This is a genomic window from Streptococcus zalophi (genome assembly GCF_016481285.1).
Taxonomy (GTDB): domain Bacteria; phylum Bacillota; class Bacilli; order Lactobacillales; family Streptococcaceae; genus Streptococcus; species Streptococcus zalophi.
Genome location: NZ_JAENBP010000004.1, coordinates 1 through 17,804, shown reverse-complemented (window position 1 = coordinate 17,804; position 17,804 = coordinate 1). Strand labels below are relative to the sequence as shown.

Below are 17,804 nucleotides of genomic sequence, written 5' to 3'. Positions count from 1 at the left end.
ACTCATTTTGGGCGAGCTATTAAGACTTTTTTATAATAATTTGATATAATGAAAATAATAAAATCACCTGTTTTAATAGAGGAGAGAAAAAATGACTAAACAAAAAATTGCTGTCTTGGGACCAGGATCATGGGGAACAGCATTATCTCAAGTGCTTAATGATAATGGACATGAAGTGAGACTTTGGGGTAATGTTCCTGAACAAATTGAAGAAATAAACATCAATCACACGAATCTACACTATTTTAAAGATATTGTCTTAGATGCAAACATCAAAGCTTATACTGATCTTGAACAGGCTTTAAAAGATGTTGACGGCATTGTTTTTGTTGTTCCGACTAAGGTAACACGATTAGTCGCTAAACAAGTGGCTAATGTTTTAAAACACAAAGTTGTGATGATGCATGCTTCTAAAGGATTGGAACCAGAAACTCATGAACGCTTATCTGTCATTTTAGAAGAAGAAATTCCAGAAAATCTAAGAAGTGATATCGTTGTTATCTCAGGACCAAGTCATGCAGAAGAGACTATAGTTAGAGATATTACTCTTATTACAGCCGCTTCAAAAGATTTAAAGGCGGCTCAATATGCTCAAACAATCTTTAGTAATCACTATTTTAGACTTTATACTAACACAGATGTCATTGGTGTTGAAACAGCTGGCGCTCTTAAGAATATTATTGCCGTTGGTGCTGGCGCCTTAAAGGGATTAGGCTATGGTGACAATGCCAAAGCAGCTATCATTACTCGCGGGTTGGCTGAAATTACGCGTCTAGGAGTTAAAATGGGTGCCAATCCTCACACTTATAGTGGTTTATCTGGCGTTGGTGATTTGATTGTTACAGGAACATCTATCCACTCTAGAAACTGGCGTGCTGGACATGCCTTAGGTAAAGGTGAAAAACTAGAAGATATTGAAAAAAATATGGGTATGGTCATTGAAGGTATTTCAACCACTAAAGTTGCCTACGAATTAGCTAATGAATTAGATGTTTATATGCCAATTACAACTGCTATTTACCGCTCTATCTATGAAGGAGCTGATATCAAAGAAAGCATTCTTGATATCATGTCCAAAGAAATGAGAGCTGAAAACGAATGGTAACCAAACAAGGAGATCAGAACATGAGAAAAAAAGTGAGAAAAGCTGTTATTCCAGCCGCAGGTTTAGGAACTCGTTTTTTACCCGCAACAAAAGCTCTAGCAAAAGAAATGCTTCCTATTGTTGATAAACCAACCATTCAATTTATTGTTGAAGAAGCGTTAGCATCAGGTATTGAAGATATTTTAGTGGTAACGGGAAAATCTAAACGTTCGATTGAAGATCACTTTGATTCAAATTTTGAATTAGAATACAATCTCAATAAGAAGGGGAAGAAAGATCTCTTAAAATTAGTTGACGAAACGACTGGTATTCGTCTTCACTTTATTCGTCAAAGTCATCCTAATGGTCTTGGTGATGCTGTGCTTCAAGCAAAAGCTTTTGTCGGCAATGAACCCTTTGTTGTCATGCTCGGTGATGATTTGATGGAGGATGATATTCCTCTCACCAAGCAACTCATCAACGATTATGAATCTACTCACGCTGCCACTATTGCTGTCATGCAAGTGCCTCACGAAGAAGTCTCAAACTATGGAGTCATCGCACCACAAGGAAAAGGAATTAATGGCTTATATAGTGTTGATTCTTTTGTTGAAAAACCTAAACCAGAAGATGCCCCTAGTGATTTAGCGATTATAGGACGTTACCTGTTAACACCTGAGATTTTTGATATTCTTGAAACACAAGAACCAGGCGCTGGCAATGAAGTTCAACTAACAGATGCTATTGATAAGCTAAATAAAATTCAACGGGTTTTTGCTCGTCAGTTTACCGGGAAACGCTATGATGTCGGTGATAAATTTGGCTTCATGAAAACCTCCATTGATTACGCTTTAAGACATCCTCAAGTCAAAGATGCTTTAAAATGCTATCTTATCGATTTAGGTAAAAAACTTGAAAAAGAAACTAAAAGTGAACAGTAAATATTCCACATTAAAAGACAGGTATGGCCTCATACCTGTCTTTTTTGATTAAAATGGGTTACTGTTGCTACTAAAAGCATAAAATAATAAGAAAGCAATAATCAAAAAATAGCTAACAAAAGCAAGTAATCTCTGATTTTTAGGAAACAATTCTCCTTCAACTCTTGTGGTTAGAAAGATAGCAACAATTACACCTCCTAGAGCTCCTCCCAAGTGGCCTTCTATGCTAATACCTGGCATAAAAAGATTAAATAACAAGTTGATACCAATTAATAATTTATAATTTTGACCTAGTTGTTTGAGGTAGGGGTTGATACCATAATGACCAACCAAAGCAACAGCCGCAAAAAGTCCAAATAATGATGTTGATGCTCCCGCAACAATAACATCTGGTGTCAAAACCATAGCCAACACATTTCCCATGATACCGGATAAAAGATATAAGATTAAAAACTTAGCCGAACCAAACAGAGGTTCTGTTATTCTACCTAGGAAAAATAAAGTGATGCTATTTAAAGCAAAATGTTCCCAACCGATATGCACAAAAATTGGTGTTACAAGACGCCATAATTGACTTGGGAACATCATAACGTAATCGCCATACATGCCACCAAAACTAAAAATAGCTTGAAAACTTTCAGCTTGACCTAAGTAAAGTACTTGCATCGTCAAAAAAATAATAATTGTCACTGCCAGTAAAAAACTAGTAACTGGATAATCTTTTATCATTTGTTTCATCTATTAATACCTCTCTAATAGCTATATCGTGACTTTCTGGATCAAATTCTCTCAGCTGATACTGATAAATCGTAGCGACAGTTGCACCCTCATAATCCTTTAGATAGCGATCGTAAAAACCACCACCATAACCAATGCGATAACCTTTATGATTGAATATAAGACCTGGAACATGTATCAAATCAATCTCATTTTTTAAGATGGCTTGATGACTATTTGGTTCTCGTACGCCAAAAGATGACAAGGAAAGGTCATTTTCATCGTAAGGAACAAAAATCATTTCTCCTTTTGACATGATTTTAGGAACAAGTACTCTTTTTCCATCCTTATATGCTTGGTCAATGACTAAAGACGTATTATATTCAAAATCAAATGAGAGATAAGTCGCAATTGTTTTTGCTTCTTTGTAATCTTTCAGAGTCATTAATTGTTCTAACAGCTGTTGATCTGTTTGCATTTTTAACAAAGGATCTTGTTGTTTTAATTGAGCAATCATCTCTTGTCGCCATAATTTTTTTGTCATGTTACTATCATATCATGAATGTTTCGTTTTTTCTTCAAAAAATTTTAAGAATTTGACAATGAAAAATCACTAGGCAAAGCTAGTGATTAAAGATTTATTCTGTTTTTGATTACGCTGTTACTTGTTCGGCATCACAGTAGACACAACGATAAACCTTTTGGTCTTTATTGACCAACTTAAATTGTTGAACAATTTCTTGTTCAATCGATGTGATACAACGAGGGTTTTTACACTTGATAACATCTGTCAAAGATTCTGGTAAAGAAAGGTGTACTTTTTCTTCTAATTTTCCTTCTTTAATACGGTTAACAGTAATATTATTATCAATATAGCCTAAAACATCAAAATCTAAAGGAATATCTTCGTCAATCTTGATAATATCTTTGCGACCATATTTGGTGCTCATCACACGTTGAATAACAGCAACACCGCAAGATAATTTATCTAGTTTTAACAAGTCATAAATTTCCATGCTTTTTCCTGCTTTGATATGATCCAACACAATGCCTGTTCTAATTCCATCAATATTCATTATTTCTCTCCTTAATATCTATTGCCACTTATGCTTTTTTCTCAATGCCTAATAAGAATAAAATCAATGCCATTCTAATGTGTTTACCACAAAGCGCTTGGAAGAAATATGCTGCTCTTGGATCTTTGTCGACTTCAACAGAAATTTCATTAACCCTTGGTAGTGGGTGTAAAATGGTTAAATCTTCTTTGGCTGCTTGTAATTTTTCCAAATCAAGAATGTAGCTATCTTTTAATCTAATGTAGTCTGCTTCATTAAAGAAACGTTCTTTTTGCACGCGTGTCATGTAAAGAATATCAAGAGAGCCCATAGCATCTTCTAATTTTTCAACTTCAGTCCACTGGGCCCCTGCTTGCGTCATCTTTTCTTTCATGTAATCAGGAACCTGTAGTTCTTCTGGAGAGATAAGGACAAATTTAACGTTAGGATAACGAAGCATGGCTTCAATCAGTGAGTGAACGGTACGACCAAATTTCAAGTCACCACAAACACCAACTGTCATATCTGAGAGTCTACCTTTTTTACGTTTGATGGTTAAAAGGTCTGTTAGAGTTTGTGTTGGATGGAAATGCCCTCCATCACCAGCATTGATAATAGGAACAGTTGTTCTTTGTGAAGCAACGATAGGAGCACCTTCTTTTGGATGACGCATGGCAATAATTTCTGCATAGCAACCCACTGTTTGAATCGTATCACTAACGCTTTCTCCTTTAGCCGCTGAACTTGAGTTGGCAGATGAAAAACCAAGAATGCTACCACCAAGCTCTAACATAGCTGCTTCAAAACTTAATCTTGTTCTTGTACTTGGTTCAAAAAAGAGAGTAGCCAATTTTTTGTGCGCACAAATGCTTTGATAGTCTTTAGGATTTTCGACAATATCATCTGCTGTGGCGATTAATTGATCAATTTCTGCTACGGTTAAATCAGTAATATTGATAAGGTTTCTGATGTCTGTCATTGTTTAGTTGTTTCCTTTCATCCATGAATCATCTGTTGGGTTATTTCTAAAAGTAATAATCTTTTCTTTTTGTTCTGGTGTAATAACTGTTTGATCAACAGCAACGTCTAGTAACACATCAAGATTAGAAAGACTATGATTAATCACTTGGTTTTCTTGCAAGCGCTCGTCTGCTTTTGACATGCCATAGGTAAAGATACTAGCAATGCCTAAGACATCTGCGCCAAATTCTCTTAAAACATTAACGGTATCAATGGCTGAACCAGCTGTTGAGATTAAATCTTCAATCACCACTACTTTTTGTCCTGGCACTAATTTCCCTTCGATCTGATTTGTTCGACCGTGTCCTTTAGCTGAGCCTCTCACATAACCCATTGGTAGATTCATGAGATGCCCAACAATGGCAGCATGGGCAATCCCAGCTGTACTGGTTCCCATTAATACTTCACAGCTTGGAAATTGGGACTTAATAATCTCTACTAATCCTTCTTCAATTATGGTTCTAACATCTGGTGAGGTTAGGGTTAAGCGGTTATCGCAATAAATAGGGCTTTTAATCCCAGAAGCCCACGTAAAAGGCTCATCAGGTCTTAGAAATACAGCATTAATTTCTAAAAGACCCTTAGCAATGGTTTTATCCAAGTCTTTTGTCATCATCTTCCTCCTTTTATCATTTTAAAAATGCTTGTTGACAGTTTTTATAGGCTAACACTGGATCTTTTGCCTTGGTGATTGGTCTACCGACCACAATAAAATCTGACCCTAATTGTTTGGCTTTTTCTGGTGTCGTTACTCGCACTTGGTCATCTTTATCGTTATCTAGGAATCGAATACCTGGTGTCACTGTTAAAAAGTCTGCACCGCAAACCTCATGAATCATTTGCACTTCATGAGGTGAACAAACAACACCATCAAGTCCAGCTGTTTTGGCATTTTGAGCATAAACCTTAACGGTTTCTTCAAGCGAGGATGAAATCAAGAGATCTTTTTGCATCCTTGCTTCATCTGTTGAGGTTAACTGAGTCACTGCTATGATAAGTGGGCGCTTTTTTGACTGTTTAGCAGCTTGATTTGTCAACCCTTTTAGTGCAGCCGCCATCATATCAATAGTTCCTGCAGCATGAACGTTAACCATATCCACCTCTAAAGTGGCTAAAACACTCATCGCCTTTTCTACAGTGTTTGGGATATCATGTAGTTTTAAATCGAGAAAAATGTGATGGCCTCTAGACTTTATTTCTCTGATAATGGCTGGTCCTTCACTGTAAAACAGCTCCATTCCAACCTTCACAAATAATTTTTCTTCAGTAAATTGATTTAAAAAAGCAAGTGTCTCTTGTTTGTTTGGAAAATCAAGAGCGACAATAACTGCCTTAGGTATCTGTTTTAACGTCAATGGTTAGCCTCCTTTTAAAATTTCGTTTCACCATAATCACATTATAAAGCAACACCGATAATATCTGATAGCTTTGTAATATCTAGTTCTGCCATCTTTTGTGGCAACTCCTCAATAATTTCTTTACAAATATAGGGATTAATCAGATTAGCTGAACCAATCTGAACAGCACTTGCACCAGCCATCATCATTTCAATCACATCATTAGTTGATGAGACACCACCAATACCGATAATTGGAAGATGCGTTGATTGAGCCACCTGATAAACCATTCTAAGTGCAACAGGGAAAACTGCCGGTCCTGAAAAACCTCCCATTTTATTGGCAATCACACAAGATCTCCTTTTAGTATCAATCCGCATTCCAAGTAAAGTATTGATCAGACTTAAGCCATCAGCACCACCAGCTTCACAAGCCTTAGCTATTTCTGAAATATCAGTGACATTTGGGCTTAGTTTAATGTAGATGGGTTTTGTGGTAACAGCCTTAACGGCTTTTGTGACATCATAAACACTGTCAGGAGAAACACCATAAGCCATACCTCCATTGTGAACATTGGGACAGCTAACATTGACTTCAAGAAGACTGACTTGATCTTGTTTATCAAGCCTTTCAGCGCAATAGGTGTACTCTTCGATAGAAAAGCCACTAATATTAGCAATGAGCGGTTTATGGTAATGTTTAGCAAGTTCTGGTAATTCTTTATTGATAACAGCTTCCACACCAGGATTTTGCAGACCCACAGAATTAATCAATCCCATCGGACATTCAGCGATACGTGGTAAAGGATTGCCAAAGCGTTCTTCTCTTGTTGTTCCCTTAAATGAGATAGCTCCCAAGATATTAAGATCATACAAATCAGAAAACTCTTTGCCGTAGCCAAAGGTCCCACTTGCTGGAATAATCGGATTACTTAAGGTTATCCCGCTTAAGGTAACTTCTGTATTCATCTAGCGACCTCCCATATCAGTTCAGATTTTTCAAAGACTGGACCTTCCTTACAAATTCTCTTATAACCCGTTTTTGTTTTTTTCGAACAACCCATACAAGCACCAAATCCACAGGCCATACGAGCCTCCAAACTAAATTGACCATCAACGCTATTTTGTGTACGAAGAGACTGGCTCTTTGTTGAAATGTCTTTACTGGCTTCTTTAGCATTTGCTAATAACAAGCTATGAATGGCTTTTAGCATCCCTTCTGGACCACAACAACAGATATAATCAAACGTTAGATTTTTCAAAACATCAGTGACAAAGCCCTTTGTGCCTTGACTTCCGTCAACTGTCGTAACTAGTGGTTCAATTCCTAGTTCTTGAAAAAGAGTCAATCCAAAAATATCCTCTTTACTATTAAAACCTAGAAGTACTTGAGGCGTTTTACCTTCTGCTATCATCTGTCTAGCCAGACCAACCAAGGGCGGAACCCCAACACCACCTCCACAGAGAACTGTGTTAGACGTTGTTTTACTCACATCAAAACCAGTCCCAAGCGGCAAGAGCAACTCCAATTCTTCTCCAATAGCTGACTGGGAGAGCTTATTTGTGCCTTCTCCTACCACCTTATAAATCAGCAATAAGCGACTTTCTTTTGCGTTATTATCAATAGTCCAGTCACAGATGGAAATAGGGCGTCGTAAGTAAAAACCTGGTATCTGAAGATTAACAAATTGACCGGGAGCACTAATTTGACTAACATCGCCAGACAGTTCTAATTGAAAGACATCTTTTGCAATCCTATTATGTTTTATAATAGTAAACCGTTCTCTTAGCATGACAATCCTTTCATTTCAGCATGCGATGATAATCACTTTTTGACCATAAAAAAACCAGTCAAGCCAATGACTAAAGTGTCAAAGCAAAACCGGTAAAAATAATATTATCAAAAGTGAAAATAGAAAAGCAAAAAGCTTTAAATAACTGGTATTGCATTTGTACCAGTAAAACGAATGATTTGAAAATAGAAAAGAGACGACCATGACCAAAAGCTGAACTATTAAAGATAATTGTTTGCTTTAAGTGATTAAACATTCGTCTCTCCTTTTCATTTATTCTATTTTTTTATCTTTCCTATCTTAGCATACGAACAATAACTTTGTCAATCAATTTTTTTAAAAAATTTGAAGAAAAAGTGGAAAATTATTGGCGGTAATAATAGCTATCTGCGGAGTAATTTCCTCCTTGTTGGGCGATAATCAAACGTGGACGACTGGTATCACTCTGATCACCCTCAGGGTTGTTAAAACCAATTTTATATAACCCAAGTGCTGCCCCTGTATACCCATAACTGATGCTTACGTATGGTACTTTACTGATTTCACCCGAATTTTGAACAGAATATAATTGTCCACTACCATTAGTTGAGCCATCCTCATAAATCACAAGAATATTGCCTTTGCCATCTTTCCAAGTTCCTACTAAAGACGAAAAGTCTCCGTTATTAATGGCTTCTATGTCTAAATCTTTTTCCTGCGATTGATAGGCTTTCCACCAATCTTTTTCAAGATACTCTAACAAGCGAATACTACCATCAACACCTTCCATAAAGGCCCGTCTTTCTTGACTGACAATCCCATCTGGTCCTTTTATCTTTGGTGGCACAAGTAACAAAGTCATTTCAGTATTGTTTGCCCCTGTATTTGTACCATACAAATGAACAACATAATAACCATCTCTTTTAGTAGGTAAATTAGAGGGGCTAATAGCAAAATTACCATGAGATAAAATCCCATTCCAATACCCATCCTTTTTAATGGTAGGAAATACTGTGGTTCTATCACTAAAATAATCCTCAGGAGTATAACCACCATAGGTGAAGCCTGAATCTGCTACAATTCTATTAAATGCATCAGTAGAAAAATGTCCCTCAAATGGTGTTAAATCACCTTGTAAGACAACATCATACTTTTCTAACTCACTAGGTTCTTTTTTAGTGAATGTCATTTGGTGGCTTGGGTTGCCATCGGTCATCGTTATTTTGATATCCGTTTTGCTTTTATATTCCACAATAGTGGTAAAACCCAAATAGCCATCCGATTTTGTCATTGGTGTTTCTGACTTACTCATGCCATCTGTTTGTTCCCACTTTGTTTCAAAAGTGGCTGTAACATCACCATCTAATGTGGAATAAGCTATCTCCCACTTATTATCATTTAATGATTTAAGAGTTGCAGTCTCTCCTGAACTACTATAAAAAGTACCAGATAAATCAATAGTTCCTATATTTTCTTCTGATATTATCTTTTTTGTTTTAATATCTTTATCAGTAGTCTCTTTATTTTTCTGAGTGTTTGAACAGCCTGATATAATCATTAATATGACAACTAAAAAACTAATAAGACGATAGTTCATTTTCTCCCACCTATTTTCAAAAATGGTATTTCTTCTTTGTTTGGTATTTTTATCATCATGTAGCATACTTTATGATTTGTGATGATATGTTATATTATACCATGTTATTAAATTTCCTGTTGTGACATAAGAATAGTTGGTAATTTCTCACAATAAAAACACTCTGGCAGAAAGACTTAAATGTCTGTCTATCAGAGTGTTTTTGATACCTTTTAGATATTAATCAAACTATCATCTACTCAAGGTTTATTGATTTTTTCTTCTACGATATGTTGTCGCCATTCCCATTCCTCCAACTACTAGACTTAAGCCCAGTAGTGCTGATGTGGTATCTGCATCTCCTGTTTTAGGAAGTGTTTTACCATCATTAGAAATTGTAGAAGCTGATACTTGAGTTGAAGAAGAAACATCTTTTTTAGTGTTTACTGCTAGTGGTGTTACTTGCGTTTCTGTTGTTGAAACAGTGGTTTTCTTATACACCAATCCATAATCACTAAAGTGTTTAGCAACAAAGACAACTGCTTGATGTAACTGACCATCCTCATCTCTAAAGCTAGTTGATGTAAAGTCTAGTGACTCCTCAGTAGAAGTGTTTGGTAGATAAACGACACGTTCAACTTCTTTACCATCATCAACTGGTAAGATGACTAGAGTATCTTTTGTTGGTTGCACACTATTTCCATCTTTATCTAATAAAATAATATCATATAAATCATAATCTTGTGATGCTAAAACACTTGGTGTCTGTGCATCAGCTGTTTCCTTATGAGTGATTTTCAAACCAACAATGGATGAGCGTTCGCCTTTTTCAAGAATAACACGAACACCATTAGTTGAATCAATAAGAGTTTTCGAAGAAGTCAATACCTCTTTATCAGTTGATGTGTCTTTTGAGTCTTCTGGTGTCGGAGTTGCTTTATCTTCAGATTTTTCACCTGATTGATCTGGCGTTGGAACAGTAGTTGATCCTTTATCAATCATTTCACCTTCAAAAGTTGGTTTATCGTCTGCAGTAGGTGCTTCTTCTGGCACTTTAGTTTCTGGTATAAAGTCTGAAGCTGGTAGCTCATAACTTGGTGCCTCTTCTGGTACTTTGGTTTCTGGTACAAAGTCTGAAACTGGTAGCTCATAACTTGGCGCTTCTTCTGGCACTTTGGTTTCTGGTACAAAGTCTGAAGCTGGTAGCTCATAACTTGGTGCCTCTTCTGGTACTTTGGTTTCTGGTACAAAGTTTGAAACTGGTAGCTCATAGCTTGGTGCCTTATCTGGCACTTTGGTTTCTCTTATCTCTTTGCCATCTAAGCTATTAATAGCTTCTTGAAGTCGATTAAAGAGAGTATCTACTTGTTCTTGGCTTGCTTTATCATTTGCTAAGAGAGTTTGAGCTTCTTGCAATAACTGGTCATAGGCTTCTTTTTTGTCATCACTAGCATTTTGATATTTTACTGATGTTTGTTTAAAGTCTGGTGCTTTTGAAACCAAATCACTTAAGTTTGACTTGTTTGTCTCTTGTCCAGTTAACTGTTCTCTAGCATTGGCTAGACTTTCCAAGGCAGCATCAATTTCAACTTGAGTTACTCTTGTTTTTTGTAGCACTTGTTTGGCACTTGCCAATTGATTAGCATAGTTTTCTTTTTCTGATGTGCTAGCATTGATAAAACGAACACTTTCTTTAACATCTGTTTCTTTTGCTAATTCTTCTGACAATAAAGTCACAACTGTTTCTTGTCCATTTAGTGATTGATGCGCTGTTTGTAATTCTAAAACGGCTTTGTCTATCTCAGATTGAGGCGCTTTATTTTTCAATAGATTTTGTGCTTTTTCAAGACTTATCAAATAAGCTCTTCTCAATTCTTCAGCTGCATTGTAAAAAGTAGCTTCTAGTGGTACATCCGTTTGACTATTGATGACTTCCATTAAAGCATTTTTATTGATGAGGGTGAGTTTTATAGTGTTCACTTCATCTTCAATAACTGAAACCGTTAAAGTCGCTAAATCTTCTAAAACATCATAACCTGTTGGTAGGGTTAAAGCCAAGCGATAGTCACCTGTTGGCACATACTTACCATAGTCTGAACGTGAATAAGTTGAATTTGGTAATACAATACTTGTTGTTTCACCACTTGTTAGACGGACTTCAGAACCTTTTGGTAACTCTTTGTCAAAATCAATCAGAAGAGATGCTTTTGATAGAACTTTTACTTTGAAGATGGCATCTTTAACACTATCTTCTTCAGAGATGGTCACAGTGACACTTCTATCACTAACTAATTGTGCGCGTTCTTCATCATAAACGAATAAATCAACAGTATAGGTCCCAAATGGTAATTTGACAAGATTTAAGTCGCCACCATGGAATTGTTTTCTCATCTGTTGGCCATTTGCATCTCTGATAGAATAAGTCACATCTACTGACACCTCTGAGTTTAGTTCTTCACTAAATACTTTAATCGCAACTAAACCATTTTGATTACCGATACTAATCAAATTAGCTAAGGTAGACATTGCTCTGTTTCCTGCATAATCTTCAACCACATAATAGGCATGAGAGAAATCTGTCAATTCTTGAGGTAATACAAAACTACCATCTTCTTGTTGGTCGACAAATACTTTATTATCTAAAATAACAAAACCATCTTCACCTTGTTTTCTATAGCTTTCGTTATAGTGACCGTCTTGATCAGCAACAAGATAGAAAAGACGCTCTCTGAAGATTCCTGACTCACCGTGTTCAACTGCTGAACGAGCTTTAAAGACTCTACTTGCTTTATCATAAGTAGCTGTTGTCAAGGTTGGTGCTTGTCTATCTAAGATAATATCAAATGCCATTTCTTGCATAGCACCACCAGGAACATCTGAGTAATACGTTAGAACATATTGGTATTTACCATCAGCTACAGGTAGACCATCAGTTGTTGTTCCATCCCACTCTGTTTCAAATAATAGATTAGAGAGAGAATTGTTAGGATTTCCGCCAAAGTAGTTCTTATAACCATTTTGAGCAGAGCTTACCCATAGAGGCGTTGTTCTTTCTTTATCATCAAAACGATAAACTTTAGCACGTAGGTTATTAAAGTTACGCAAGAAGACACCTTTAAAAGCAAATGAATCTTGGTTTTGGTCATCATTTGGTGAAATAGCTAAATGAGGTTTACCGTCTTCATCTAATTCAAGGATGTAGGCACCATCATCTGATTGATAAGTCCCTAACACTTTCAATTCAACTGGTGTTGTCTCTCCTGTTGAAACAAGAGTATCAGTTGCCGTTGTTACAAGTCCTGTGTAATTTTCTTGACTTGGAATTTCGAGAGATTCCTGCGGAGTGAAATAAAAACCAGCTTCCTCATCAGCAACAAGATCATAAATAGATTTTTCAATCACCTCAAGATTTTGGAATTCTCCTTTAAATCCAACATAAGGAATACTAACAACATCACCACCATCAGCGATATCAGTAAATCTGACATAACCTTCTAAGAAGTAGCCATTTGGCATAAGGCTTCGAAGCGGTTCATCATATTTAGAAGCGTCAATATCAATGGTAATTGTTTTAGTTTGATGAGCTTCTACACGAACTTTTCCGCCAGGAGTATTTTCTATATTAAGTGGTAACAAGGTAAACACACCTTGATTGACCAAATCAGTGTTGAGATGGGTAATATAGTTTAATTCTTTAGCAGTATCACCAATATTGTGAAGAGTGACATCAAATCTAATTCTGTCTTTAACGTTACCGAGCGCAATACTACCATCACTATCCCCATTTCCTGTTAGATAGAGATTTGTTTGAGTAGCTGCTGCTACATCAATGAGACCAGCTCCTTGTTGGCGTGGTGATGTATAGGCGTTTGTATCTTTATTCAAATGAGGTTTGGCTGTACTCATCAAAAGAAGCTTGATGCTTTTTGCCATTTCTTCTTTAGACATGTTTGGATATGTCTTCAATAAATATTGTTTGACTAAGGCCGCTGCTCCAGCAACATGCGGGGAAGCCATACTTGTACCACTCATCATGGCATATTCATTGTCATTGATAGAAGAATAAATAGCCCCACCTGGCGCCGCTAAATCAGGTTTTAACTCACCATCAGCTGTTAATCCCCAGCTTGAGAAACTAGATAATTTTTCTGCTTCTGGATTAGCTTCTTTGGTTTTTAAATTATTAAAAATTAATTTGTAATGATGTTTTGCTAACTCATCACCAAACTCTTTTTGAATAAAAAGAGAAGGAATCACATGAGCTGGTGCTTCTAAACTCATCACTTGGTTAGCTTCACCTGGACGATTGTTAAAGACAATGGCACCTATTGCGCCATGTTGTGCGGCAGTTGCTATTTTCTCTGTAAAGGTAAATTCTCCACGTTCAATTAAAGCGATTTTCCCTTTAAGGTCTTTACCAGCATAATGCTCTTCTCTACCAAGATTTACAAATTCATAGTCATATTCTTTTCCTAATTCAAAAGTTTTTTTGCTAACTTTTGGATCTTCATAAGTTACAAGACCATGATTAAAATTGCTATCATTTTCAAGTTCTTTTATCTTAAAGACTGGACTAATAATAGTTGAATTGTTATATGAGGCAACAGAAATAGATTCTTTAGCAGTTGAAGGACTACCAACTAAGCCATAATCAGGATAGAGGGCTGATGGTTGAGAATAACCGTTACCAAAAGTCCCATCATTTCCTGCCGCCATAACGACAGTAACTCCAGCTTTTCTCGCTTCATCTATCGCTCTTATTAATCTGTCATCAGAATTAATTAAAGAACCATTAGCACCACCTAAGCTTAGATTAATGGTATCTGCGCCTAATCTAACAGCATCTTCTATGGCTTGAACATATAAAGCTGGGCCTGTTCCTCTTCTTTCATCAGAAAAGACACGCATGAACATCACTTGTGCTTCTGGTGCAACACCTGTGATCAATTCTCCTATATTTTCTTTCTTAGGATTACCAGCTGCAATTCCTGTAACGTGTGTCCCGTGAGAATCTTTTTCTGATTCTTTTAATTGATCATTATTATCAACATAGTTATGACCAAAAATAACCTTATTGTTATACCATTTACCATAGTTAATACCTGCCTTAGTTTTGGCAGCTTCTATTTCTGCTTCTGACTTATATTTAGCTGTTGTTAAGTCAGTTAATTGCAAAACATCATGTTCAATATCAAGACCCGAGTCAATGATTGAAACAACAGTTCCTTCACCTTTATAGCCATTTTTCCACACTTTAGGAACCGAAATAATGGTATTACTATCAATATTTTGTGGGATTGCTTCAGTTTTATTAGCTGCTAAAGGAGTAGATTCGTTGCTATTTTGGTCAGTAGCGATAGGATTTACTTCTAGTTGGGCTGATGGGATATCTTCTACAGTTTCAGATGTAGATGCTGGTTTCGTCTCAGAAACAATCTCTGTAGAAGTTTCTGTCGTTTCAGGCTGACTTTCCCCAGAGGCTACTGTTTCTGTTAAATCTGATGATGGGAGTGTTTCTAAACCACTATCATTAGATGAGGCTGTTTCTTCAAGTTTTGCAACCTCTTCTATTGTGGTTACCGCCTCAGATGGACTTTTCGTGTATGAATCCGCAGCAACTGTGCCTGCACCACTGACGAAAAATACTGTTCCTAGTAAAATCGACATAGCACCGACTTTGTATTTACGAATTGAAAAACGTTGTTTTAATTGCATAAATCTCTCCTTTTATCCTAAAATGTCTATGAAGATATTAAACCATAAATTATCAGAAATTTCTATAATTTTCTGAATTTTATTTTTATTTTTATTTTTGATAAAAAAATTACTTAGAACATTGCACATTTTAGAAATTTTTTTGTATTAAATGATACATTTTCACTATTATCTTACTCATCATACTTCGACAATAGAAAAAGCCATTAGTGACCTAATGACTTTTATTTATTATATTTTTACAAACGGGCATTCAAGGCTTTACTTAGTTCTTCAAAACCTGGCTTGCCTAAAAGTGCGAACATGTTTTTCTTGTAGGCTTCTACTCCTGGTTGGTCAAATGGATTGACACCATTAAGATAACCTGATAACCCAATCGCTAACTCAAAGAAATAGATGAGATAACCAAGTGTAAATTCGTCTTGTTGTGGGAGAGTAATGTACATATTTGGAACTCCGCCATCTGTGTGGGCGAGAAGTACGCCATCAGTTGCTTTTTTGTTAACAAAGTCAACGTCTTTTCCTTGCAGGTAACCAAGACCATCTAGGTCTTCAGAAAGTTCTGGAATAATAACATTACGACGTGGTTTCTCAACACGAATAACCGTCTCAAACAAGTTACGGTATCCTTCTTGGATGTATTGACCAAGAGAGTGAAGATCCGTTGAGAAGTTGGCTGATGAAGGGTAAATCCCTTTTTTATCTTTACCGTCTGATTCACCTGCTAATTGTTTCCACCATTCTGCAAAGTATTGAAGAGATGGCTCATAGTTAGCTAAAATTTCAGTGATATAGCCTTTTCTGTATAAAATATTTCTGATAGTAGCATATTGATAGGCTTCATTTTCTTCTAATTTATCTGAAGCATAGTCAAGACGGGCTTTGTTGGCACCATCCATCAAAGCTTTAATATCTGCACCACTTGCTGCAATTGGTAACAAGCCAACAGGTGTTAAGACTGAAAAACGCCCACCAACATTGTCTGGCACAACAAATGTTTCCCATTTATTAGCATCAGCCTCAACCTTGACAGCTCCTTTCACACGGTCAGTTGTCGCATAAATACGTTTATTAGCTTCTTCTTTACCATATTTTTTAACTAGTAACTCTTTAAAGACACGAAAGGCGATTGCGGGTTCAGTTGTTGTCCCTGATTTAGAGATAACATTAACTGAAAAGTCTTTGTCAGCGACATAATCAACTAAATCCGCTAAATAATTTGAAGAGATAGAATTGCCTGCATAAAGAATTTGTGGCGCTTTTCTTTCTTCTTTTGATTGGAGATTAACAAATGACGAGCTTAGAAAATCAATCACCGCACGCGCTCCAAGATATGAGCCTCCAATACCAATCACCACTAAAACGTCACTATCTGATTGGATTTTTTTTGCTGCCTTTTGAATGCGGTCAAATTCTTCTTTATCATAGTTTTCTGGAAGATCAATCCAACCGAGAAAATCTGAACCAGGACCTTTCCCCTCGCGTAATAATTGGTCTGCTACAGTGACATAAGGTTGCATCATGTCAAGTTCTTCTTGGTCAATAAATTGATCTATCATTTTTGAATAATCAAATCCTATTTGTTTCATTATCATTTTAACTCCTTCTTTAAGTATCCTTTACTATACTACCTTTTTATCCTTATTTTTTCAATTATTTTAGTGAAATAATTCTCTTATTAGAAACTCTTTGATTAACATAAGTGAAAACACTTGGCAGAAAAACTCAAAAAGATTTAGGAAAAAAGAAATTCCTAAATCTTTTGAAGTCTTGTCTTATCGTTTTTTAAAATTCATCATAATGACAAACTTAGTATTCTCTTTTTTTAATAGTCATCACTCCTAAAATAACCATAATGACTAATAATAACCCCGTAATAACAGACTGGTTATTAGTTTTATCACCGGTTTTAGGAAGTGTTTTTTTCTCATTCTTTTGCTCTTGGTTTTTTTGGTCTGACTTTGGTTTATCGTTTGATTCTGGTTTTTTCTTATCGGTAATTTCACCTTTAGGCAAGTCATAACTTGGAGCATTATCTGGAATCTTAAACTGGCCTGGTACTATGATAGTAGCCATTGGACCTACTTCGCCAAAGGTATTAGTGATATAGGCTGTGACAGTGGCACCCGGCTTAACTTCTAACATTTGACCATTATCTAGAAGAGATTGTGTTACCTCATAATCTTTACCGTCAATGGTTAACATGTCACCAACTGCTGTACCTGTAGGTACTTTAACAGTTACGGTCACAGTGCCATCTGAGCCTACTTCGTCTTGACTGTAAACACCATCAGAGCCTGGATCTTCATGGGTCAGTGTTGGTGCTTCTGGTACTGGCGCTAGAGTATAGGTTTTGGTTGCTACAATTGTTCCTTGATTACCAACTGCATTAGTTGCGAGTATAGAAGCGTCAATGATTTTATCGCTATCTGCTACTAAATCAGAACCTTTAACGGCGATGCTAAAGTTGCCTTTATCATCCACTTGACCTTGGTAATAAACATCATTGATAGTAAGAGAAATGTAATCACCTGCCATAAATACGCCACTAGCTTGACCAGTAATCACAATATCTGCTTGAGCTTCTT

At 36.3% G+C, this 17,804-nt stretch carries 15 protein-coding genes; 2 read left to right on the top strand and 13 right to left on the bottom strand.

Annotated elements, in window-relative coordinates:
- The first annotated feature begins 91 nt into the window (after positions 1-91).
- Together JHK64_RS03975 and galU are read left to right on the top strand one after the other, a co-directional pair.
- Positions 92-1,105 (top strand): NAD(P)H-dependent glycerol-3-phosphate dehydrogenase, encoded by a 1,014-nt coding sequence (locus JHK64_RS03975; protein ID WP_199567713.1) that lies wholly within the window; start codon positions 92-94, stop codon positions 1,103-1,105.
- A 20-nt stretch (positions 1,106-1,125) separates the two neighbouring features.
- Positions 1,126-2,025 (top strand): UTP--glucose-1-phosphate uridylyltransferase GalU, encoded by a 900-nt coding sequence (gene galU / locus JHK64_RS03970; protein WP_199567712.1) that lies wholly within the window; start codon positions 1,126-1,128, stop codon positions 2,023-2,025.
- 48 nt (positions 2,026-2,073) lie between these two features.
- Here galU and JHK64_RS03965 read toward each other — a convergent pair whose 3' ends face one another.
- The 13 genes from JHK64_RS03965 to JHK64_RS03905 all read right to left on the bottom strand — a co-directional run.
- Positions 2,074-2,763: a rhomboid family intramembrane serine protease gene (locus JHK64_RS03965; protein ID WP_199567711.1), complete on the bottom strand. Its 690-nt coding sequence runs from the start codon at positions 2,761-2,763 to the stop codon at positions 2,074-2,076.
- On the bottom strand, positions 2,729-3,286 hold the full coding sequence (locus JHK64_RS03960) for a 5-formyltetrahydrofolate cyclo-ligase (RefSeq protein WP_199567710.1): 558 nt from the start codon (positions 3,284-3,286) through the stop codon (positions 2,729-2,731). Before JHK64_RS03960 ends, JHK64_RS03965 begins: the two co-directional genes overlap by 35 nt.
- Before the next feature lie 109 nt (positions 3,287-3,395).
- The gene (locus tag JHK64_RS03955) at positions 3,396-3,818 is read right to left on the bottom strand and encodes an aspartate carbamoyltransferase regulatory subunit (protein WP_199567709.1); all 423 of its coding nucleotides are present in this window, start codon (positions 3,816-3,818) and stop codon (positions 3,396-3,398) included.
- Positions 3,819-3,846: 28 nt separating this feature from the next.
- Positions 3,847-4,776 carry an aspartate carbamoyltransferase gene (gene pyrB, locus JHK64_RS03950; protein WP_199567708.1) on the bottom strand — a complete coding sequence of 310 codons (930 nt, stop codon included), beginning with the start codon at positions 4,774-4,776 and terminating at the stop codon, positions 3,847-3,849.
- A 3-nt stretch (positions 4,777-4,779) separates the two neighbouring features.
- Entirely contained in the window at positions 4,780-5,430 is a 651-nt protein-coding gene (gene pyrE, locus JHK64_RS03945) for an orotate phosphoribosyltransferase (protein ID WP_281402391.1), read from the bottom strand.
- A gap of 16 nt (positions 5,431-5,446) precedes the next feature.
- Entirely contained in the window at positions 5,447-6,172 is a 726-nt protein-coding gene (gene pyrF, locus JHK64_RS03940) for an orotidine-5'-phosphate decarboxylase (protein WP_213086827.1), read from the bottom strand.
- 41 nt (positions 6,173-6,213) lie between these two features.
- Positions 6,214-7,122, bottom strand: a complete 909-nt coding sequence (locus JHK64_RS03935) for a dihydroorotate dehydrogenase (protein ID WP_199567707.1) — start codon at positions 7,120-7,122, stop codon at positions 6,214-6,216.
- Entirely contained in the window at positions 7,119-7,946 is an 828-nt protein-coding gene (locus JHK64_RS03930) for a dihydroorotate dehydrogenase electron transfer subunit (protein ID WP_199567706.1), read from the bottom strand. Before JHK64_RS03930 ends, JHK64_RS03935 begins: the two co-directional genes overlap by 4 nt.
- Before the next feature lie 70 nt (positions 7,947-8,016).
- Positions 8,017-8,202, bottom strand: a complete 186-nt coding sequence (locus JHK64_RS03925) for a hypothetical protein (RefSeq protein ID WP_199567705.1) — start codon at positions 8,200-8,202, stop codon at positions 8,017-8,019.
- 108 nt (positions 8,203-8,310) lie between these two features.
- Complete coding sequence (locus JHK64_RS03920) at positions 8,311-9,522, bottom strand: DUF6287 domain-containing protein (protein WP_213086826.1); 1,212 nt, start codon at positions 9,520-9,522, stop codon at positions 8,311-8,313.
- Positions 9,523-9,768: 246 nt separating this feature from the next.
- Positions 9,769-15,216, bottom strand: coding sequence for a S8 family serine peptidase (locus tag JHK64_RS03915; protein WP_199567704.1), 5,448 nt, complete (start codon positions 15,214-15,216; stop codon positions 9,769-9,771).
- A gap of 239 nt (positions 15,217-15,455) precedes the next feature.
- Complete coding sequence (locus tag JHK64_RS03910) at positions 15,456-16,805, bottom strand: glucose-6-phosphate isomerase (RefSeq protein WP_199567703.1); 1,350 nt, start codon at positions 16,803-16,805, stop codon at positions 15,456-15,458.
- Between the two features lie 220 nt (positions 16,806-17,025).
- A partial coding sequence (locus JHK64_RS03905) for an LPXTG cell wall anchor domain-containing protein (protein ID WP_199567702.1) occupies positions 17,026-17,804 on the bottom strand: 779 nt, incomplete at its 5' end.